Origin of the sequence: Xanthomonas arboricola pv. juglandis, assembly GCF_001013475.1 — a bacterium.
GTDB lineage: Bacteria > Pseudomonadota > Gammaproteobacteria > Xanthomonadales > Xanthomonadaceae > Xanthomonas > Xanthomonas arboricola.
In genome coordinates this window covers 44603-64935 of sequence record NZ_JZEF01000006.1, presented here as the reverse complement: position 1 = coordinate 64935, position 20333 = coordinate 44603, and the positions used below count along the sequence as shown (strand labels likewise).

Genomic DNA, 20333 nt, shown 5'->3' with positions numbered 1-20333 from the left:
TCACTGAAACCAGCGCCGGAAGACCCGCGAGGCTTACGCTCTACGATTCCCGATTCCCGATTCCCGATTCCCGAATCCCGAATCCCGAATCCCGAATCACCAGCTATACAGCTTCCAATACACCTTATTGACCTTGTCCTTCTCCGCATCGGTATGCCCGTCGTGGTCGCGGTCGTACAGGAAGTAGGGCGCACCACGGGCAGGCGTCACCCGCACCATTTCCAGCTGGCCGTTGACCCGGTACTCGTCGACCTTGTCGCCGTTGCCCATGGTCTTGCTGGTGACATCGGCACCGGCGGGGATACCGTCGCCGGCAGTACCGCCGGAGGTGGTGGCGCAGCCGCCGAGCAGCAGTAACGGCAGCAGCAAAAGACTCGCTCTCTTCATCGTCGTCATCCGTTCTAGGTCGTCGGCAAGTATGCGCCGGCACGGTGTGGCGTGAGCGTGCAGCGTAGAATTGGCGCATGAGCAGATTAGTCCTGATCGACGGGTCCAGTTACCTGTATCGCGCGTTCCACGCGCTTCCGCCGCTGACCAATGCCCAGGGCGAGCCCACCGGTGCCTTGTTCGGCGTGGTCAACATGCTGCGCGCCACCCTGAAGGAACGCCCGGCCTATGTCGCGTTCGTGGTGGATGCGCCGGGCAAGACCTTCCGTGACGATCTGTATGCCGACTACAAGGCCAATCGTCCGTCGATGCCCGACGACCTGCGCGCGCAGGTGCAGCCGATGTGCGACATCGTGCATGCGCTGGGCATCGACATCCTGCGCATCGACGGCGTGGAAGCCGACGATGTGATCGGCACGCTGGCCCTGCAGGCCGCCGCCGACGGCCTGAGCGTGACCATCTCCACCGGCGACAAGGACTTTGCCCAGCTGGTCCGCCCGGGCATCGAACTGGTCAACACCATGAGCGGCAGCCGCATGGATTCGGACGAGGCGGTGATCGCCAAGTTCGGCGTGCGCCCCGACCAGATCGTCGACCTGCTGGCGCTGATGGGCGACACCGTGGACAACGTGCCCGGCGTGGAGAAGTGCGGCCCCAAGACCGCCGCCAAATGGCTGGCCGAATACGACTCGCTCGATGGGGTGATCGCCAACGCCGACAAGATCAAGGGCAAGATCGGCGACAACCTGCGCGCCGCGCTGCCGCGGCTGCCGCTCAACCGCGAACTGGTCACCATCAAGACCGACGTGCCCCTGGCCAGCGGCCCGCGCGCGCTGGACCTGCGCGAGCCCAACGCCGAAACGCTGGCGGTGCTGTACGCACGCTACGGCTTCACCCAGGCGCTGCGCGAACTCGGCGGTGCAGCCGCCCAGGCCGGCCTGCTGACCGAGCCGATGCCGTTGGGAGCCGCCGCAGCCAGCGCCCGCACCGAACCCGTCCGCGCGCGCGGCACCGGCTTCGTGTCCGGCCCGGTCAGCGCCCCGGTGGAAGTGGACCCCGCGCTGTCGGCGCCCGGCCAGTACGAGACCATCCTGACCCAGGAACAGCTCGACAGCTGGATCGCGCGCCTGCGCGCCGCCGGCCAGTTCGCCTTCGATACCGAAACCGACAGCCTGGACCCGCTGCAGGCCGACCTGATCGGCCTGAGCGTGGCCGCCGAGCCCGGCCAGGCGGCGTATCTGCCATTCGGCCACAACTTCCCCGGCGCCCCGGCCCAGCTCGACCGTGCCCAGGCGCTGGCGCAGCTGGCGCCGCTGCTCACCGACCCTGCGGTGCGCAAGCTCGGCCAGCACGGCAAGTACGACCTGCACGTGATGCGCCGCCACGGCATCGCCCTGGCCGGCTACAGCGACGACACCCTGCTGGAGAGCTTCGTGCTCAATTCCGGCAGCGCCCGCCACGACATGGACAGCCTGGCCAAGCGCTACCTGGGCTACGACACGGTCAAGTACGAGGACGTCTGCGGCAAGGGCGCCAAGCAGATCCCGTTTGCCCAGATCAGCCTGGACGACGCCACCCGCTACGCCGCCGAAGATGCCGACATCACCCTGCGCCTGCACCAGGTGCTCGGCCCCAGGTTGGCCGCCGAGCCGGGCCTGGAGCGCGTCTACCGCGAGATCGAGATGCCGCTGGTGGAGGTGCTGGCACGTATCGAAGCCAACGGCGTGTGCGTGGACGCGGCCGAACTGCGCCGCCAGAGCGCGGACCTGTCCAAGCGCATGCTCGCCGCCCAGCAGAAGGCCACCGAGCTGGCCGGGCGCAGCTTCAACCTGGACTCGCCCAAGCAGCTGCAGGCGCTGCTGTTCGACGAGCTCAAGCTGCCCGCCGTGGTCAAGACGCCCAAGGGCCAGCCGTCGACCAACGAAGAGGCGCTGGAAGCCATCGCCGACCAGCACGAGCTGCCGCGGGTGATCCTGGAATACCGCGGCCTGACCAAGCTGCGCAGCACCTACACCGACAAGCTGCCGGAAATGATCCACCCGCAGTCCGGGCGCGTGCACACCAGCTACCACCAGGCCGGCGCGGCCACCGGGCGGCTGTCTTCGTCCGATCCCAACCTGCAGAACATCCCGATCCGCACCGAAGACGGCCGCCGCATCCGCCGCGCCTTCGTCGCCCCGGCCGGGCGCAAGCTGATCGCCTGCGATTACTCGCAGATCGAGCTGCGCATCATGGCGCACCTGTCCGGCGACCCGGGCCTGGTCGGTGCGTTCGAGTCCGGCGCCGACGTGCACCGCGCCACCGCCGCCGAGGTGTTCGGCCGCACCATCGACACCGTCAGCGCCGACGAGCGCCGCGCCGCCAAGGCGATCAACTTCGGCCTGATGTACGGCATGAGCGCGTTTGGTCTTGCCCGGCAGCTCGGCATCGGCCGCGGCGAGGCGCAGGACTACATCGCGCTGTACTTCAGCCGTTACCCGGGCGTACGCGACTTCATGGAAACCACCCGTCAGCAGGCACGTGACAAGGGCTACGTGGAGACGGTGTTCGGCCGCCGGCTGTATCTGGACTTCATCAACGCCGGCAGCCAGGGCCAGCGTGCCGGCGCCGAGCGCGCCGCCATCAACGCACCGATGCAGGGCACCGCAGCGGACATCATCAAGCGCGCCATGGTCAGCGTGGACGGCTGGATCGCCGACCACGCCGAGCGCGCGCTGATGATCCTGCAGGTGCACGACGAACTGGTATTCGAAGCCGAGACCGATTTCGTCGACACGCTGCTGAGCGAAGTGACCACGCGCATGTCGGCCGCGGCCGAATTACGCGTGCCGCTGGTGGTCGATTCCGGGGTTGGCGATAACTGGGATGAGGCGCACTGACGCTGCAGATAAGGCTGATATGCTGAACGCGCAGACCAGACATAATACGAATCGAGCCTGCGCCGATGGAATGAATAACCGCTAAATTCTACATATTTTTAACAGTTATCTTCACGATCCATCAATGTAGAAAATGGTGTTATATCTCTCGACGGGCGCAACGCCTGTCGGCAGATCTCTCCCATCCCCTGGAGCAGATCTCGGAGCGGAAACTACTCCCCAAGTTTCCGTTCCCTGGCCCCGCCGACCTCCCCCTGGTCTGCGGGGCTTTTTATTTTCGGCCCGCAATTATTTTGCTACGCAACATAACCGGTTCACCGTATTACGCGATTCACCGGCGCCGCTGGGAATCACAAATTTAAATAGGCCGAATAAACTCGATCAATCAACACAGCGTTTCATTAGCGCTGTGTTTTTTATTTGACAGATTCAACCGAGCCAGTCGCGCGGGACCAGATAGTCCATCAGCCGTGCCTCGGCGCCGCCCGGTTCCGGTGTGAAGCCGTATTCCCAGCGTACCCGCGGGGGCAGGCTCATCAGGATGCTTTCGGCCCGCCCGCCACTTTGCAAGCCGAACAGCGTGCCGCGATCGTAGACCAGGTTGAATTCCACGTAGCGGCCACGGCGGTAGAGCTGGAACTCGCGCTCACGCTCGCCGTAGGGGGTGTCCTTGCGGCGCTCGACGATCGGCAGGTAGGCATCCAGGAAGCCGTCGCCGACCGCGCGCTGGTAGGCGAAGTCGCGTTCGAAATCCTGCCCCAGGTCGTCGAAGAACAGCCCACCCACGCCACGCGTCTCGTTGCGGTGACGCAGGAAGAAGTACTCGTCGCACCAGCGCTTGTGCGCGGCATAGCGCTCCTCGCCGAATGGCGCGCACAGCGCCTGCGCGGTGCGGTGCCAGTGCAGCACGTCCTCGTCCACCGGATAGAACGGGGTCAGATCGAAGCCGCCACCGAACCAGGCCGCCACCACCTCGCCATCGCGCTCGGCACGGAAGTAGCGCACGTTGGCGTGGGTGGTGGGGATGTGCGGGTTGTGCGGGTGGAACACCAGCGACACGCCGCAGGCGCGCCACGTCGCCCCTGCCAGCTCGGGCCGGTGCGCACTGGCCGAAGGCGGCAGGCGCGAGCCGGACACATCCGAAAACCCGATGCCGGCCTGCTCGAACACCGCGCCATCGCGCAGGATGCGGGTGCGCCCGCCACCGCCTTCCTCGCGTTGCCAAAGGTCTTCGGCAAAACGCGCGCTACCATCGATGGCTTCCACGGCAGCGCAGATACGGTCCTGCAGGCCGGTCAAATAATCGCGTACACGGTCGAATTCGTTCATGCCACGATTCTAAGCGGTGCATCGCGCTTCATGCAGTCGGGCAAACGCGCCCGTTTGTCGCAGGGCGAGGCGCTGCGTCGTGTAGGCATCGGGTGCTTGACCAGCCAGGCTTTGCCGGGTCGTCCCACGCCCGGATTCATATGCCGGGTATTTCGGCAGGGACTGGGTGGTGTGGGCGAGGCAGAAGCAGCGGAAGAGGAAGAGGAAGCAGGGCATGCGATCGGCGGTCTGGCTGCAGGGCCCTTGCCCGCCCACCCTCGCAGGACACGCCGCAAGTACGTCCCTGTAGGCTCTTACGCGGCATCCATGCCGCGTAAGGTCCCGCGACGGTCGATCGATCTCGTTGCACATCACCGAAGTGGTGGCCAACTGCAATGCGTTGTGGGCGGTGGGCTCCAGTTCGTACAGCGCCAGCCAGTGCGGATACGCCTCGCGGTAGCGGTCCAGCGCGCTCAATGCCAGCGCGCAAAGACGTTGTGCGTCGGCACCCAGATGCAGCTGCGCTTGCGCAGCGTTGTAGGCGCCCAGCTGATCGCCGCGCTGGAACAGGCTCAGTGCGGGCTGCAGTGCCGGGTCGATCTGGACCTCGGTATTGGTGTCATCGGCTGCAGCTGCCGGCGCTGCGGTCGGTTCGGCTCGGGGCGTCTTCGCCACCGGGGTCTTGCGTCCAAACAAACGGTCCCACAGGCCCATCGCGATTACCTTCTGCGCGCCGCGAATTGGAAACCGCTGCGGTGCCGGCGGCGCTCCGGTCGGGCGGCGGGCCGGCAGAGGGGAGCGCGATGCGCCAGCGATCTGCCGATCCTGCGCCAAGCTTAGGGCCAGTTGCGTAGGTGCAGGTGAGTGCCGGGCAGGATGACGCGTGGCGATGGGTGACGCAGTAGCGCATCACGCGTGCAATCTGGGCGATCTGTCGCTTGCTGCAGCATGGGGATGCTGGCGCCGCGCGCCATGTCATCGACCGGGCGATGCAGCAAGCATCGCCCGGCCGCAGCGGCATGGCTCACGGCTTCACCTGCTCATTGAACAGCTTGAGGATGCGCTTGTATTCGTCCAGCCACGAATCGGCACGCGTAAAGCCATGGCGTTCCAGCGGATACGGCGCCACCTGCCAGTTGTCCTTGTGCAGCTCCATCAACTTCTGGGTCATGTCGACCGAGTCCTTGAAGAACACGTTGTCGTCGATCATGCCGTGCGCGATCAGCAGATGGTCGCGCAGTCCATCGGCGTAATTGATCGGCGATGAGGTCTTGTAGGCCTCGGGATCGAGCTCGGGCGTGTTGAGGATGTTGGAGGTGTACTCGTGGTTGTACTGCATCCAGTCGCCGACCGGACGCAGCGCCGCGCCGGCCTTGAAGGTGCCGGGGCTGCGGAACAGTGCCATGTAGGTCATGAAGCCGCCGTACGAGCCGCCGTAGATGCCGGCACGCGCGCGGTCGCCCTGCTTCTGCGTCACCAGCCACTCCAGCCCGTCCAGATAGTCTTCCAGCTCCGGGTGGCCCATGTTGCGGTAGATCGCGGTGCGCCAGTCGCGGCCGTAGCCTTCCGAGGCGCGGTAGTCCAGGTCCAGCACGATGTAACCCTGCTGCACCAGCAGGTTGTGGAACATCTGCTCGCGGAAGTACGGCGTGTAGCGCTGCGAGACGTTCTGCAGATAGCCCGCGCCGTGCACGAACATCACGATCGGATACTGCTTGCCGGGCTCGGGGTTCTGCGGCCCGTAGTACTTGCCCCAGACCGTGCCGGCGCCATGCCTGGACGGTACCTGCACGTACTGCGGCGCGATCCACGGCTGCGCCTTGAACGCGGGCGTGCGGGTGTCGGTCAGCAGCGTGGCCTGGCCGCCTGCGGCCGGCACCACCGCCAGCTGCGGTGGCAGGTAGCTGCCTGAGTAACGCACCAGCAGTTGCTGCCCGTTCGGCGACAGGCTGAAGCCTTCCACGCCATTCAACGCAGTGACTTCGCTGAGCTGGTCGCTGCGCAGGTCCAGCTTGCACACCTCGTAATCGCCTGGCCATTTCTGGTTGCACAGGAAGAACATGCTGCTGCCGTCGGCGCTGGGCACCGGCATCGACACTTCCCACTTGCCGCGCGTGCGCTGGCGCGGCTTGCCGTTGCCTTCCACGGTGTACAGCTGCGAATAGCCGGATTCTTCCGACAGCAGCCACAGCGTGCGGTTGTCGGGCAGCCAGCCGAAATCGTTGAAGTCCCAGTTGATCCAGGCGCTGTCGCTCAGGCGATGCCGCGGCTGCAACGTGGCGTTGGCCAGGTCCACGCTGGCGATCCAGCGGTCCTTGTTGTCCACCGCGCGAATCTCCACCGCCACGTTGCGCCCGTCGTCGCTCCAGTGCACCGCCGGCCCGCTGCCGTCGCCGTCGCTTTCCACACGGACGGCGCGGTTGCCCTTGAGCGCGTCGCGCTTGGCGGCCTTGCGCAGCGCGGCCAGCGGGTCGGTGGCGATGCCCGGCAGGGTGTCGAAGGACAGCGGTCTTGCAGTGCCGGCGCTGACATCGACCAACCACAGCGCATGCGCCACCGGCGCGTTGCGACCGACGCGGGTGCGCACTTCCTGGAATTCCTCGTAACCGGATTCGGTCACGTACTTGGGCATCTTGCCGGCCTGGCCCTCTTCGGCACCCTTGGCCTGGGTGACCATCAGCAGGTGGCGGCCGTCCGGCGACAATGCGCTGTCGACGATCTCCACCTCATCGCCCAGGTACACCGGCGCTGCCGCACGCGTGGCATCGGCGCGGCGCCAGGCGTCTTCCTGGGTGCGTAACGCATCGCGCTGCTCACGATCGCGCCGCAGCGTGGCCAGCGTGGCCAGCTGCTGCTCGCGCAAGACGTCGGCCTTGGGCGCAGCGTTGGGATCGCGCTCGGCCTTGACCACTGCAACCTGCGCAGTGCCGCCGTCGGCGCGCCAGTGGTACCAGTTGTTGCCCGCGCGCCAGATCGCGCCGCCATCGCTGGCAAATTGCGGCCGCGATTCGACCTCGTTGCTGCGGGTCAGCTGGGTCAGCGCGCCGGAGCGCAAATCGCGCAGGAAGATGTCGCCATTGCGCGCAAACAGCATGCGCTGGCGGGTCGCGTCGTAGCTCGGGTTATCCGCATCCAGGCCGGCGCGTGCGTTGTCGGCCACGCGTTCGGCGCTGCCGCCGCCGGCGCCCTGGCGATAGGTGTCGCGCACCGGGGAACCGTCTCGTTTGAGCAGGTATTGCACCTGTTTGCCGTCCCACTGCCACCAGGCCTGATCCACCGACGGCCCGATCCAGTCCGGATCGGCCATCACCTGTTCGATGGTGAGCGGTGTGGCGGATTGCGCATGCGCGGTGACAGCCAGCAACAACAAGGACAGCGGCAACAATCTGGGCATCGGTAACAACTGGACGCAACGAGGAGCGCACAAGCCTAGCAGCTCGCTTCCGCCGGGGGCTTGGGCCACAGGTCATGTGCGCGTGGGGGCGAGCGCGTTATCGAACAGGCAAGGCATGGACGAGTGGCGGACGCGACCATAAGCAGTTGTGCGCACGTTGGTCCCCAGGGTGGGTAGGCGCTTGACGGTCAATGCACTCCAGCTGCGATGCGCAGCTGCAATGAGTTGGAATGTGCTTCGCGCACGTGCCTCGCAGAGGTTCCCGACCGCGGCCCTCGTGGCGCAGCCGGAAACCTCCCGACTTGCCAGCAGGGCAGGTGGCGGCCAAGCTAGCGCGCTTTTGCGATTGCCGGTTCCCATGTCCAGCCTGCCTGTTCCTGCCGTTTCCCACCCGATGGCCGTCGGCGCGCCCGGCCGGCCGCTGGCCTGGCGTGCGGGACAGTCGGTCGATCTGGCCACCTTCATTGCACACGTGCATGGCCTGGCGCAGCAATTGCCGGACGGTCGCCACGCGGTGAATCTGTGCGAAGACCGCTATCGCTTCATGGTCGCGTTCTATGCGTGCGCGTTGCGCGGGCAGGTGTCGCTGCTACCGTCCTCGCGCGCGCCGGCCGTGGTTGGCGAGGTGCAGGCCCGGCATGCCGATGCCTACTGCCTGGGCGATCTGGCGCTGGAGCTGGCACCGCCGCGCTATTGGCAGCTGCCGGCCGAGTTGCCGCAGGCCGCAGGCCCGATTCCGCAGCTGGCCGACGATGCCCTGGTGGCCATCGGCTTCACTTCCGGCAGCACCGGCAGCCCGCAGCCCAACCCCAAGACCTGGGGCAGCTTCCTGACCAGTACGCGTCAGGATCTGGTCGCGCTGGAAAGCCTGTGGGCGCACACCGATGCGGTGCCGCACGTGGTCGCCACGGTGCCGCCGCAACATATGTACGGCATGGAATTGTCGGTGCTGCTGCCGATGGTGACCGAGCTTGCGGTGCATGCGGGCCGCCCGTTCTTCCCGGACGATGTGGCGCGCGCGCTGTCGGACATTCCTGCCCCGCGCGTGCTGGTGACCACACCGGTGCACCTGCGCGCGCTGGTCGAATCCGGCGTGGCGTTGCCGCCGCTGGTCGGCATCGTCTCGGCCACCGCGCCGTTGGCGCAGGAGGTGGCCGCGGCCGCCGAAGCGCGGTTTGGCGGCGAGGTGCGCGAGATGTTCGGTTCCACCGAAACCTGCGTGTTCGCGGTGCGCCGCACCGCGCTGGAGGCGGCGTGGACACCGCTGCCCGGTGTGCGCCTGGAAACCCAGGCGGCAGGCACCTTGGTGCACGCACCGCATCTGGCCACGCCGGTGCTGCTGGCCGACATGATGGACGTGGCTGCCGACGGCACCTTCCAGGTGCGCGGACGGCAGGCCGATCTGCTGGAAATCGCCGGCAAACGCGCCTCGCTGGCCGATCTGACCCGTCGCCTGCTGGCCATCCCGGGCGTCGTCGACGGCACCATCGTGCAGCTCGCACCCGAGCCCGGTCAGGCGGTCGGCCGCATCGCCGCACTGGTGGTCGCCCCAACCCTGGACGAAGCGCAGATCCTCGCCGCTCTGCGCGTCAGCGTCGACCCGGTGTTCCTGCCGCGCCGCCTGCGCAAACTCGCCGCACTGCCACGCAACGAAACCGGCAAGCTGCCACGCGATGTGGTGCTGGGTTTGCTCAACGGCTGAGCGCGGGTCTCGCCACCGAGCATTGCTGCTGCGTGGCTGCAGCGGGTATCAGTACTGACGCCCGCAATCGCTCACCCATGCACCCCATCGATCTCCACCGCCAGCTCGTCGCGGCAGATCACCGCGTGCAGCAGCAGACGCGGCACCGCATCGCCGAAGCGGGCGTCCAGCGCCTGTGCGACCCTGGGCAGGTCGTCCTGCTCGCGCACGTAGACCTTCAGGCGGGTGCCGGCGCCGAACTGCGCGGACAGGGCGGGGGCGTGCTGGCGTGCGGCGCCGAGCAGGGCATCGAAGTTGGCGAAGGTCTCTTCCAGCTGCGCCAGCAACTGGCCGGTGTGCATCGAGGCGTGCCCGACCACGGCGGCGGTGCCCGACAACAGCAGCGGCATGTCGCTGCCGGCCGGCGGCAGCATGGCGCGCGCGAAACTCGGCGGCTGCGGGCCGTATTGGCGCGGGTAGTTGTAGGCGCTGACCTGGCGTGGATTCTCCAGCGGGGTGCCGGCGTCGCTGGCGGCCAGCCAGTAGATCTGGATGACGCGTTCGGCATCGCAGCGTCCCACCGCCGTGGCGGCTGGCAGCTGCGCAGTGTCGAAGGCGCCCAGCCCGCGCGCACGACCCACGCAGAATTGCCGGTAGCGTTCGCGGTCGCCACTGCCCAGGGTGATGGCGTCCAGATAGTTCCAGATACGCAGCAGGCGCGGAGTCTGGCTGCCGGTGACGAAGGCGGTGATCTCCGCATAGGCCTTGGCGGCGGCGTCTTCGATATCGACATCCTGCTCGTCGATTTCGATCACGCCGAACTGCAGGCGGCCGTCGCTGGCCCAGGCGATGTTGCCGTCGCGGCCGCTGTGCACCGCTGCATCGCTGCGCCACACCTCCAGCACGTTGGCTTGATAAGGCTGCAGCGGCACGCGCAGGTAGCGTGGGTCGTCCAGGCGCGGCGCCGCAGTGCCGAAGCCGAACACGGCCAGCACCTGCGGGTCGGCCAGCAATGCGGACGGGTCGGTCTGATCGACATAGTCGACCTGCAGGCGGGGATGGCGCACGCTGTGCGTGGTCTGGGCCTGGGAAGCGGTCATCGGGTGTCTCGTCGTTGCGTGTCGCGTTGCAGGGTGTCGCCGTCGAAGCCGAGCGTGGCCTGACGTCGGCGCTGGCGCCAGGACTGCCAGGCGCGCGGCATCATCGACAAGGTGGTCAATGCATAGATGGCGCGGAACGCGCGCAGGCGCAGGCGTACCTTGGGGCTGTCGAACACATCGCCGGCCAGCATCGCCACCACCGCTTCTTCGATCTGCCAGGTGTTCCGCGGTTGCGCGAACAGGGCGCGCATGGTCGGCGAGGTGAAGCGGTAGATGAACCACTTGAACTCGTCCACGCCGCGCTTGAGTTCGCGCTGCAAGGCGCGCTGCAGTTTCGCCTCGTGCTGCGGCATGCGCAGGGCCTGGTCCACCATCGCCGCACCGCGCTCGGCGCTGTGCATGGCCAGGAACACGCCCGACGAAAACATCGGATCGACGAAGGTGTAGGCATCGCCCAGCATCAACCAGCGCGGGCCGGACATGCGCGTGCATTCGTAGGCGTAATTGCCGGTGGCATGCACCGGAGCCACGCGTTCGGCGCCGAGCATGCGCGCGTTGAGCTCGGCGTTGAGCGCGAGCGTGCGCATGAAAAAGCCTTCGCTGTCGCCTTTGCGGCTCTTCATGTATTCCGGATAGCAGACCGCGCCCACGCTCATGATGTCGTCCGGCAACGGGATCAGCCACATCCAGCCATGCGCGTGGCGGTAGATGCTGATGTTGCCGGCATCCTCGCCCGGCCGGCGCGCCACGCCGCGAAAATGGCTGAACAGCGCGGCCGATTGATGTCTGGCATTGGCGCGCTTGAGCTTGAAGCGGTTGCCCAGGAAGGTGTCGCGGCCGCTGGCGTCGAGCAGATAGCGCGGGCGGAACTGCTGCACCCCCGCCACGCCTTGTGCCTGCAGCACCGGCTGCTGCCCGTCGAACTCCACCGCTTCGACCTTGACCTGATCGCGCGCATCCACGCCCACCGCCCGCGCGCGCGCGAACAGCACATGGTCGAACTGCGCACGCGGCACCTGGAAGGCGAAATCGGCCTTGACGCCCAGTGCATGCGAAAAACGGAAGGTGTTGTAGCCGCCGCTGTCGTTGGGAAAGTCCGCGCCGCGCTTTAGCACGCCGATGCCGCGCACGTCTTCCAACACGCCCAGGCGTTCGAGAATCGGCATGTTCATCGGCAGCAGCGACTCGCCGATATGGAAGCGCGGATGCTGCGCCTTCTCCAGCAAGGTCACCTGCCAGCCCTGCTGGGCCAGCACGATGGCCGCCGTACAGCCCGCCGGCCCGCCGCCGATGATCAGGATATCCGGGCACTCTGGCGCGGGAGCCGGCCCGGCTGCCGGCTTGGCGGTCGGGGTCGGGCCAACAGCGGTGGAAGTCATCCTGGAACGAACCTGCAGCGGGCGAGCGTCATGCAGTCATGATAGCCTGACCGGCGGCCCGGACAGGTATGCCGGCCGCCGAATCGCTGCTGCAGAACGATCGACACCATCGACAATGCGGCCGCAAGGCCGGCCTGGCGAGTGCTCGGAATCGGCCGGCACGGCAACGTACACTGTCTGTGGTTCCGCAACATCGCCCATGCCGACCCGACGGTTGCCTGCGACGCTGTGGTGGTTGTTTTGTAATTTCGCTGCGAATCTGTCGCCCGACCCTCACCTGGAAGCTCTCTGGATGTCCTCGCAAACCGCTGCCGAACGTGAACTGGCCGAACTCCTGGTCGAAAGCCTGAACCTGGAAGACGTCCAGCCCGCCGACATCGACCCAGAGGCGCCGTTGTTCAATACCGGGCTGGGACTGGATTCGATCGACGCGCTGGAACTGGCGCTGGCGATCAGCAAGCGCTATGGCTTCCAGCTGCGCTCGGACAATGACGAGAACCGTCGCATCTTCGCGTCGCTGCGCGCATTGTCGGCGCATGTCGAAGCCAACAAGACCGTCTGACCTGCCAACTGCAGCGCCTGCCGATGCGCCCCCGTGGGTGCTGGGGCTGGGCGTGCTGCTGGCGGTGGCGTATTCGCCGCTGGCGCATTGGGCCAACGCCAGCCATCGCCCGGACCTGGCCGTCATCGCCGGTGGCTTGCTGGTGCTGATGGTGCTGATCGAACCGATGGTCGCGCGCCGGGCCTGGGCCTGGGCGCTGGCCGTGCCGGCCGTGCTGGGCCTGAGCGCGTTGTGGCACTCGCCGTACGCGATGCTGGTGCTGGCCGCGCCGCCGGTGGTGTTCACCGGCTGGATCGCCTGGTTCTTCGGCCGCAGCCTGCGCCACGGGCGCACGCCGTTGATCAGCCGCATTGTCGAAGGGCTGTATCGCCAGGCCGGCATGCCGATCAGCCCGGAGCAATACCGCTACACGCGCCGCCTCACCCTGGCCTGGGCGCTGCTGCTATGCGCGCTGACTCTGGTCAATCTGGTGCTGGGCCTGTGCGCCGAACCCAGTGGCGTGCTGGCGCAACTGGGCTACGCCTCGCCGCTGCCGATCAGCGACGCGCGCGCGTCGCTGTTCGCCAATCTGCTGGCGTACGGGGTGGTTGGCGGGTTCTTCGTGGGCGAATATCTATTGCGCGGCCGCTGGTTTCCACAGCGCCCCTATCGTAATCTGCCAGACTTCTTGCGCCAGATGGCGCGGCTCGGGCCGGAATTCTGGCGCGATCTGCTGCGCTGAGTGCGTGGCCAGGGCAGCGACGGACGTGCACATTTTCGGGGACAAGACAAAAATGCCGTTGGCAGGGATGCCGTCGCGCCTGGCGTGGGCCGTGTTCAATCTGTTGCAATTGGCTTTCACGCTGACGTTTACCGCTGGCGGAATCGTCTATGCCCTGGCGTTGCTGGCGATCACGCGCGACGCCGACCGCCTGCTGCGCATGGGCGCCTGGATGTGGTCGCCGGTGCTGTTTCGCGGCGCCGGTGCCAAGGTGATCGTGGAAGGCCGCGAGCGCGTGGACTGGTCCAGGAACTATCTGTTCGTCAGCAACCACCAGTCGGTCATCGATATCTGCGCGTTGTTCTACGCCTTGCCGGTGCCGCTGCGGTTCCTGCTCAAGGACGAAATGCTCAAGGTGCCGTTCGTGAACTGGTATGCGCGGGCCACCGGCATGCTGTTCCTGGACCGCGACAGCCGGCGTGCCGGGGCGATGGTGCGCCGGCAAGCAGCCGCGCTGCTGCGCGAGGGCAAACAGTTGTGTCTGTTTCCCGAAGGCACCCGCAGCCGCAGCGGCGCATTGTTGCCATTCAAGGCCGGGCTATTGCAGGCCGCTATCGATGCTGGTGTGCAGGTGGTGCCGGTAGCGGTGGATGGCTGCGGAAAGGTGCTGCCGGTGGAGGGTGTGTTCAGGGTGCGCCCGGGCATCATCCGTGTGCGTATCGGCGATCCGATCCCGGTGACCGGGCCGGATGCGCCGGATCGCCAGCAATTGACCGAGCAGGCACATAACGCCGTGGCTGCGATGCTTCAACCCAGGATTTGAGTTGCCTGCTTATGGATTTCGTCGTGCCGCATGATCATCCCTGCCTGCCCGGGCACTTTCCGGGGCGTCCCGTGGTGCCTGGCGTGGTCGTGCTCGACCACGTGCTGCAGGCGGTGGAGGCCGCATATGGCCCACGTGCCGCGGCACGCCTGCCGCAGGTGAAGTTCGTGCAGCCGTTGCTGCCCGGGCAGATGGCATCGGTCACGCTGGACGGCGTCGGCCCGCGCTGGCGCTTTCGCGTACAGCGCGCCGACGAGCTGCTGGTCAGCGGCGAACTGGTGGCGGAGGCGGCGCGATGAGCAGTCAGTGGAAGCAACGCCCGGAAGGCGGTGGACGGTTCGCGCTGTGGCTGATCCGCGGCATTGCCCAGCATGCAGGGCGCGCGGTGGGACGCGCGCTGCTGTACCCGATCACGCTGTACTTCCTGCTGGTGCGTGCGCCCGAGCGCAGCGCCTCGCGTTCCTATCTGACGCGCGTGCTGGATCGCCCGGCCACGCTGCGCGACGTGGCGCGGCACATCCACACCTTCGCCTCGACGATTCTGGACCGCGTGTACATGCTGTGCGGGCAGATGCAGCGCTTCCGGGTCGACATCACCGGGCTGGATCAGCTGCATACGCAGATGGACCGCGGCCGCGGCGTGCTGATCTTCGGCTCGCACCTGGGCAGCTTCGATGCGCTGCGCGTGCTGGCCACCGAGCGGCCGGACGTGCAGGTCAAGGTGGTGCTGGACAAGGCCCACAACCGCGCCATGACCGAGCTGCTGGGCGCGCTGAATCCGCAGCTGGCGGCCAACATCATCGATGCCGGCATGGACGCGACCTCGATCGTCATGGCGATCAAGGACGCCACCGACGCCGGTGCGCTGGTGGCGCTGCTGATCGATCGCCCGCGCGAGGGCGACCCGGCGTTGCCGACGATGTTCCTCGGCCGCAACGCGATGTTCCCGACCTCGCCGTGGCTGATCGCCGCGGCGCTCAAGGTGCCGGTGGTGCTGGCCTTCGGCCTGTATCGCGGCGGCAATCATTACGAGCTGGCGTTCGAGACCTTCAGCGAAGGCCTGGACGTGCCGCGTCGCCAGCGCGCGCCGGTGCTGGCGGTACTCATGCGCGATTACGCGGCCAGGCTGGAACATTACACGCGCTACGCGCCGTACAACTGGTTCAACTTCTACGATTTCTGGAACACCCACCATGCCGATGTGCCGCACCCTGTCGTGGATGCTGATACTGCTGTTCAGCGCCGCACCGCTATGCGCCGCACCGCCTGAGACGCTGGACGTCGGCCAGGTGCTGCAGCGCCTGGCACGTCCCGCACCGGTCAGTACCGAGTTCGTCGAACTGCGTGGCTCGGCCCTGCTGAAGACGCCGCTGCGCGTGCAGGGCCATTACCGTCGCCCGGATGCGCAGACCCTGGTGCGCGAGGTCAGTGCGCCGTATCGCGAGACCACCACGTTGCAAGGCGACGAGGGCGTGCTGGAACGCGAGGGCAAATCGCCGCGGCGTTTTTCGCTGAGCCGGGTGCCCGAACTGGCCGGCTTGAAGTCCGGCTTCGGCGCGTTGCTGGCCGGCGACCGCGCGCTACTGGAGCAGCACTACCGCATCAGCGGGCAGGGCCAGCCGCAGGCCTGGCAACTGACGCTGCAGCCCAGGGACGCTGCCGTGGCCAGGCAGGTGCGCGAGTTGCGTCTGTACGGGCGCAATGACGAGTTGCGCTGCATCGAAAGCCTGCCGGCCAAGGGCGACGTGCAACGCACGCTGCTGGCCGGTGCGGCGCGCGAGGCTACAAGCGTGACCGATGCAGCGGCATTGACCACGCTGTGCCACGGGTCGGGCGCGTGACGCAGCGCGCCCTCGGCGCAAGCAAGGCGCCAGCACAGCCCGATGCCGCGCGTGCGGCTGGTGGACGTTCCGCTGGCACGGCGAGGCTTGCGCATGGCGTTTAAATTGAACGCAAACCGCCGCATCGGCCTGGCGCTGCTGTGGCTGGCCTTGCTGGCGGTCGCCGGATTCTGGTTGAGCGAGACGCTGAACGTCACCGGCGATCTGCGCAAATTCATGCCCGCCCCGCGCACGCCCGCGCAGAAATTGCTGATCGAAGAACTCGGCGAAGGCCCCGGCTCGCGCCTGTTGCTGATGGCGCTGTCCAACAGCGACCCGGCCACGCTGGCCGCGCAGTCGCAGGCACTGCAGCAGGCCCTGGCCGCACAGCCGGAGCTGTTCGAGCTGGTCGGCAATGGCGGCACTGCGGGGCTGGATGCGATCCCCGAGCGCCTGCTGCCGTATCGCTATCTGCTCAGCGACAGTTTCGATACCACGCCGCTGGATGCGCACACCCTGCAGGCGGCATTGCAGTCGCGCGTGCAGGATCTGGGCTCGCCTGCGGCTGCGCTGGTGGAGCCGTTGCTGCCGCGCGACCCCACGCTGGAAGTGCTGCATCTGGCCGAAACCCTGCAGCCGGCAGCGGCGCCGCAGACGCGTAACGAGGTGTGGTTCGACCGTGCCGGCACCTCGGCCTTGCTGATCGTGCAGACGCGTGCAGCCGGCTTCGATCCCACCGGTCAGCAGCTGGCCTACGACGCGGTGCAGGCGGCGTTTGCCAAGGTCGGCAAGGGCAGCACGACCCGGCTCACCTTGACCGGCCCCGGCGCGTTTGCGGTGGAAATCACCGCGCGCACGCAGGGCGAGGCGCAATGGATCGGCACGCTGGATACGGTGGGACTGGTCTTGCTGCTGCTGGTCGCCTATCGCAGCTGGAAGATTCCGGTGCTCGGCGTGCTGCCGCTGGCCAGTGCCGGGCTGGCCGGTCTGGCTGCAGTGGCGGTGTTGTTCGATGGCGTGCACGGCATCACCGTGGCATTCGGCTTCACCTTGATCGGCGTGGTGCAGGATTACCCGATCCACCTGTTCAGCCATCAGCGTCCCGGTCTGGATCCGCGCGACAACGCGCGCCATCTGTGGCCGACGCTGGCCACCGGCGTGGTGTCCACCTGCATTGCCTATGTGACCTTCCTGTTTTCCGGTGTGGATGGCTTGCGGCAGCTGGCGGTGTTCACCATCGCCGGGCTGGCGACCGCCGCGATTACCACGCGGTGGCTGCTGCCGTGGTTGATCGACCCGGCGCCGCGCGACTACGCCGATTCGCGCATGCTCGCCGCGCTGTGGCGCGGCATCGCGCGCCTGCCGCGGCCGCGCATCAGCCTGGCGGTGATTGCGCTGATCGGCATCGCGGTGATCGCGTTCGCCCCCGGCCAGTTCTGGCAGAACGATCTGTCGAAATTGACTCCGGTGCCGCCCAAGGCCCTGGCGCAGGACACGCATCTGCGGCAGGAACTGGGCGCACCCGACGTGCGTTATGTGCTCGCGCTGCCTGCCGTCAACGACGAGGCAGCGCTGCAGGCCAGCGAGCAGTTGCGCCCGCGCCTGGATGCCCTGGTGCGCGCCGGCGCATTGACCGGTTACGACATGGCCGCGCGCTATCTGCCCAGCGCCAAGACCCAGCGTGCGCGTCAGGCCGCGTTGCCGGATGCCGCGCAAGCGCGCGCATTGACCGACAGTGCGGTGGCCGCCACGCCGTTTCGCAGCGATGCGTTCGCGCCGTTCCTGCAGGATCTGGACGCTGCCAAGCGCGCCGCGCCGCTGTTGCCGAAGGACCTGGCCGGCTCGCCGCTGGCAACGTCGGTCGGCGGGCTGCTGCTGGGCCGTGGCGATCGCAGCACCGCGCTGGTGTCGTTGACCGGCCTGCGTGATCCGTCGGTACTGGCCGCCGCCGTGCAAGGCAGCGGCGCGCAGCTGCTGGATCTCAAGGACGCGTCCGAATCCCTGGTCGCCGCGTATCGTGGACGTGTGCTCGGCGCGCTCGGGCTGGCCGCGCTGCTGCTGGCGGCGACGGTGGCGATCGCGTTGCGCGCCCCACGCCGGATCGTGCGCGTGCTGCTGCCGATGGCGCTGACCACGGTGCTGATCCTGGCGATCCTGCGCGGCATGGGGGTGGAGCTCAATCTGTTCCATCTGATCGCGTTGATCCTGGCGGCAGGTCTGGGCCTGGATTACGCGTTGTTCTTCGACCATGCCGGCGACGATCACGCCGACCAGCTGCGCACCTTGCATGCCTTGATCGTGTGCAGCCTGATGACGCTGCTGGTGTTCGCGTTGTTGGCTGCGTCCAGTATCCCGGTGTTGCGTGCGATCGGCAGCACGGTGGCGCTGGGGGTGCTGTTCAATTTCATTCTGGCCTTGCTGGTGTCGCGCGAGCCGGCGCTGGAACGTGCAAGAAACGGAGATGCACATGCAGGGACGTGAGGCGATTGCCGCGCTGATTCCGCACCAGGACAGCATGTGCCTGTGGGAAGAAGTGGTGGAGTGGGATGCGCAGCGCATCGTGTTGCGCAGTGATGCCCATCGCAGCGACACGCATCCGCTGCGTTCCAATGGCCGCCTGCGCGCGCTGCATCTATGCGAATACGGTGCACAAGCCATGGCCGTGCATGGCGGCTTGCTCGGACGGGAATCGGGCAAGCCGGTGCGCCCGGGCATGCTGGTGGCGTTGCGCGCGGTGGACTTGCACGTCGCGTATCTGGACGACCTGCCCGATGCGATCGTCTGCGAAGCGCAGGTGTTGCTGCAGGGCGAGGACAGCCAGCAATACAGTTTTCGCCTGAGCCACGGCGCGCAATTGCTCGCCGAAGGGCGCGCCACGGTGATGCTGGGCGCCGCGCAGGCGACCGAGGCCTCGTAGGAGCGCGCTTGCGCGCGATGGCTTTAGCGCTGACGCCGCATCGCGCGCAAGCGCGCTCCTACAAGATGTCGGCGATCAATGCTGGATCTATTCCTGCGCCTGCTGCGAGTCGTTAGGATGAGGCTCTTTCCGCCGTCGCGTCTGCGGCTTTCATCGAGGCTTCCATGAGCACTTCCATTCCGCAGCGCCGCGCACTCGTCACCGGCGGTAGTGGCGATCTTGGTGGTGCGATCTGCCGTCAGTTGGCAGCACAGGGTCGCCATGTGATCGTGCACGCCAATCGTAATATCGCCCGCGCCGATGAAGTGGTCGCAGCGATCGTGGCCGACGGCGGCAGTGCGCAGGCGGTGGCATTCGATGTGGCCGATGCGCAGGCCAGTGCATCGGCGCTGGCAAGCCTGCTGGAGGTCGGCCCGATCCAGATCGTGGTCAACAACGCCGGCATCCACGACGATGCGCCGATGGCCGGCATGAACGCCGAACAGTGGCATCGGGTCATCGACGTGTCGTTGCACGGGTTCTTCAACGTGACCCAGCCGCTGCTGCTGCCGATGGCGCGTACCCGCTGGGGCCGTATCGTCAGCGTGTCGTCGGTGGCGGCAGTGCTGGGCAATCGCGGGCAGACCAACTACGCCGCGGCCAAGGCGGCCTTGCACGGTGCCAGCAAATCGCTGTCACGCGAGATGGCCAGTCGCGGCATTGCGGTCAACGTGGTCGCGCCGGGCGTGATCGAAAGCGAGATGGTCGGCGAAAGCTTCGCGCCGGAAGTGATCAAGCAACTGGTACCGGCCGGCAGGGTCGGCAAGCCCGACGAAGTGGCCGCACTGGTTGCGTTTCTGTGTTCGGAGTCAGCTGGCTATATCAATGGCCAGGTCATCGGCATCAATGGTGGGATGGGCTAGACCGCATCGAAGTTGATGTAGCGGCATTCGCCATGCATCACGGATGCCTTGGTAATAAGCACCTCGTCTCCAGCACGACTAAGCGTGTGGATATATTCCAGATGCCCTGAGGAAGTCTTGAGGAATGTATAGACCTCGGCAGTCTTGCCAGGGTAAACAACCAGCACGGATACCGAGCTAGTGCCGCGACTCAGCAGCATGACCTTTGCTCCTTCCTCGCGAGCTGACACTATCTCCTTGCGTACATCTACATACGTCAGGTCGTAGTCATCCCCGTGCTTTGACAGTTTCGTCAGGCCGCCCGTGATCTTTTCATCGTTCCAGCCACTGTCTTTTGCTGTGATGATACCTGTCTCGGCGTAATAGCCCTTTCCTGACGGATTTGAGCACGCGGCAATTTCCTCCGCGTGCGTCGGCGAACTAAGCGCAAGCAAGGTTACGAAGGAGCCAAGTTTCATCCACGCCTCTCTGCACGTAATAA

General features: G+C 66.8%; 18 protein-coding genes. 11 read left to right on the top strand and 7 right to left on the bottom strand.

Going from position 1 to position 20333, the window contains the following annotated elements:
* Window positions 1-96: 96 nt before the first annotated feature.
* Window positions 97-387, bottom strand: coding sequence for a DUF2782 domain-containing protein (locus XARJCFBP2528_RS19580; protein WP_026064381.1), 291 nt, complete (start codon window positions 385-387; stop codon window positions 97-99).
* Window positions 388-464: 77 nt separating this feature from the next.
* Between XARJCFBP2528_RS19580 and polA the strand changes: the two genes are divergently transcribed.
* Window positions 465-3266, top strand: coding sequence for a DNA polymerase I (polA, locus tag XARJCFBP2528_RS19575; protein WP_016902746.1), 2802 nt, complete (start codon window positions 465-467; stop codon window positions 3264-3266).
* Between the two features lie 429 nt (window positions 3267-3695).
* Here polA and hemF read toward each other — a convergent pair whose 3' ends face one another.
* The 3 genes from hemF to XARJCFBP2528_RS19560 all read right to left on the bottom strand — a co-directional run bounded on the left by hemF (window position 3696) and on the right by XARJCFBP2528_RS19560 (window position 7959).
* Window positions 3696-4595 carry an oxygen-dependent coproporphyrinogen oxidase gene (hemF, locus tag XARJCFBP2528_RS19570; RefSeq protein WP_016902747.1) on the bottom strand — a complete coding sequence of 300 codons (900 nt, stop codon included), beginning with the start codon at window positions 4593-4595 and terminating at the stop codon, window positions 3696-3698.
* Window positions 4596-4604: 9 nt separating this feature from the next.
* A complete protein-coding gene (locus XARJCFBP2528_RS24375) occupies window positions 4605-5288 on the bottom strand; it encodes a hypothetical protein (RefSeq protein ID WP_343122746.1) in 684 nt (227 codons plus the stop codon).
* Window positions 5289-5598: 310 nt separating this feature from the next.
* A complete protein-coding gene (locus XARJCFBP2528_RS19560; RefSeq protein ID WP_016902828.1) occupies window positions 5599-7959 on the bottom strand; it encodes a S9 family peptidase in 2361 nt (786 codons plus the stop codon).
* A gap of 367 nt (window positions 7960-8326) precedes the next feature.
* Between XARJCFBP2528_RS19560 and XARJCFBP2528_RS19555 the strand changes: the two genes are divergently transcribed.
* Window positions 8327-9670, top strand: coding sequence for an AMP-binding protein (locus tag XARJCFBP2528_RS19555; protein ID WP_026064401.1), 1344 nt, complete (start codon window positions 8327-8329; stop codon window positions 9668-9670).
* Between the two features lie 71 nt (window positions 9671-9741).
* On the opposite strand, the gene XARJCFBP2528_RS19550 is transcribed toward XARJCFBP2528_RS19555, so the two are convergent.
* The gene (locus XARJCFBP2528_RS19550; RefSeq protein WP_016902830.1) at window positions 9742-10749 is read right to left on the bottom strand and encodes a chorismate transformation FkbO/Hyg5 family protein; all 1008 of its coding nucleotides are present in this window, start codon (window positions 10747-10749) and stop codon (window positions 9742-9744) included.
* Window positions 10746-12128, bottom strand: a complete 1383-nt coding sequence (locus tag XARJCFBP2528_RS19545; RefSeq protein WP_016902831.1) for an NAD(P)/FAD-dependent oxidoreductase — start codon at window positions 12126-12128, stop codon at window positions 10746-10748. Before XARJCFBP2528_RS19545 ends, XARJCFBP2528_RS19550 begins: the two co-directional genes overlap by 4 nt.
* A 292-nt stretch (window positions 12129-12420) precedes the next feature.
* Between XARJCFBP2528_RS19545 and xanC the strand changes: the two genes are divergently transcribed.
* The 9 genes from xanC (at window position 12421) to fabG (ending at window position 19852) form a co-directional block, all read left to right on the top strand.
* On the top strand, window positions 12421-12690 hold the full coding sequence (gene xanC / locus XARJCFBP2528_RS19540) for a xanthomonadin biosynthesis acyl carrier protein XanC (protein ID WP_011260626.1): 270 nt from the start codon (window positions 12421-12423) through the stop codon (window positions 12688-12690).
* 37 nt (window positions 12691-12727) lie between these two features.
* Window positions 12728-13411 (top strand): COG4648 family protein, encoded by a 684-nt coding sequence (locus XARJCFBP2528_RS19535; RefSeq protein WP_016902832.1) that lies wholly within the window; start codon window positions 12728-12730, stop codon window positions 13409-13411.
* Between the two features lie 52 nt (window positions 13412-13463).
* Window positions 13464-14213, top strand: a complete 750-nt coding sequence (locus XARJCFBP2528_RS19530) for a lysophospholipid acyltransferase family protein (RefSeq protein WP_026064402.1) — start codon at window positions 13464-13466, stop codon at window positions 14211-14213.
* Window positions 14214-14224: 11 nt separating this feature from the next.
* Window positions 14225-14512 (top strand): ApeI family dehydratase, encoded by a 288-nt coding sequence (locus XARJCFBP2528_RS19525; protein ID WP_016902834.1) that lies wholly within the window; start codon window positions 14225-14227, stop codon window positions 14510-14512.
* Entirely contained in the window at window positions 14509-15483 is a 975-nt protein-coding gene (locus XARJCFBP2528_RS19520; RefSeq protein ID WP_016902835.1) for a lysophospholipid acyltransferase family protein, read from the top strand. The genes XARJCFBP2528_RS19525 and XARJCFBP2528_RS19520 overlap by 4 nt, the downstream gene beginning before the upstream one ends.
* Window positions 15407-16054, top strand: coding sequence for a LolA-related protein (locus tag XARJCFBP2528_RS19515; protein WP_047125017.1), 648 nt, complete (start codon window positions 15407-15409; stop codon window positions 16052-16054). Before XARJCFBP2528_RS19520 ends, XARJCFBP2528_RS19515 begins: the two co-directional genes overlap by 77 nt.
* A 93-nt stretch (window positions 16055-16147) precedes the next feature.
* Complete coding sequence (locus XARJCFBP2528_RS19510; RefSeq protein WP_026064403.1) at window positions 16148-18514, top strand: MMPL family transporter; 2367 nt, start codon at window positions 16148-16150, stop codon at window positions 18512-18514.
* Window positions 18501-18950, top strand: coding sequence for a hotdog family protein (locus XARJCFBP2528_RS19505; RefSeq protein ID WP_016902838.1), 450 nt, complete (start codon window positions 18501-18503; stop codon window positions 18948-18950). The genes XARJCFBP2528_RS19510 and XARJCFBP2528_RS19505 overlap by 14 nt, the downstream gene beginning before the upstream one ends.
* 164 nt (window positions 18951-19114) lie before the next feature.
* Window positions 19115-19852 (top strand): 3-oxoacyl-ACP reductase FabG, encoded by a 738-nt coding sequence (gene fabG, locus XARJCFBP2528_RS19500; RefSeq protein WP_016902839.1) that lies wholly within the window; start codon window positions 19115-19117, stop codon window positions 19850-19852.
* On the opposite strand, the gene XARJCFBP2528_RS19495 is transcribed toward fabG, so the two are convergent.
* Window positions 19849-20310, bottom strand: coding sequence for a hypothetical protein (locus tag XARJCFBP2528_RS19495; RefSeq protein ID WP_016902840.1), 462 nt, complete (start codon window positions 20308-20310; stop codon window positions 19849-19851). The genes fabG and XARJCFBP2528_RS19495 overlap by 4 nt on opposite strands.
* Window positions 20311-20333: the final 23 nt, after the last annotated feature.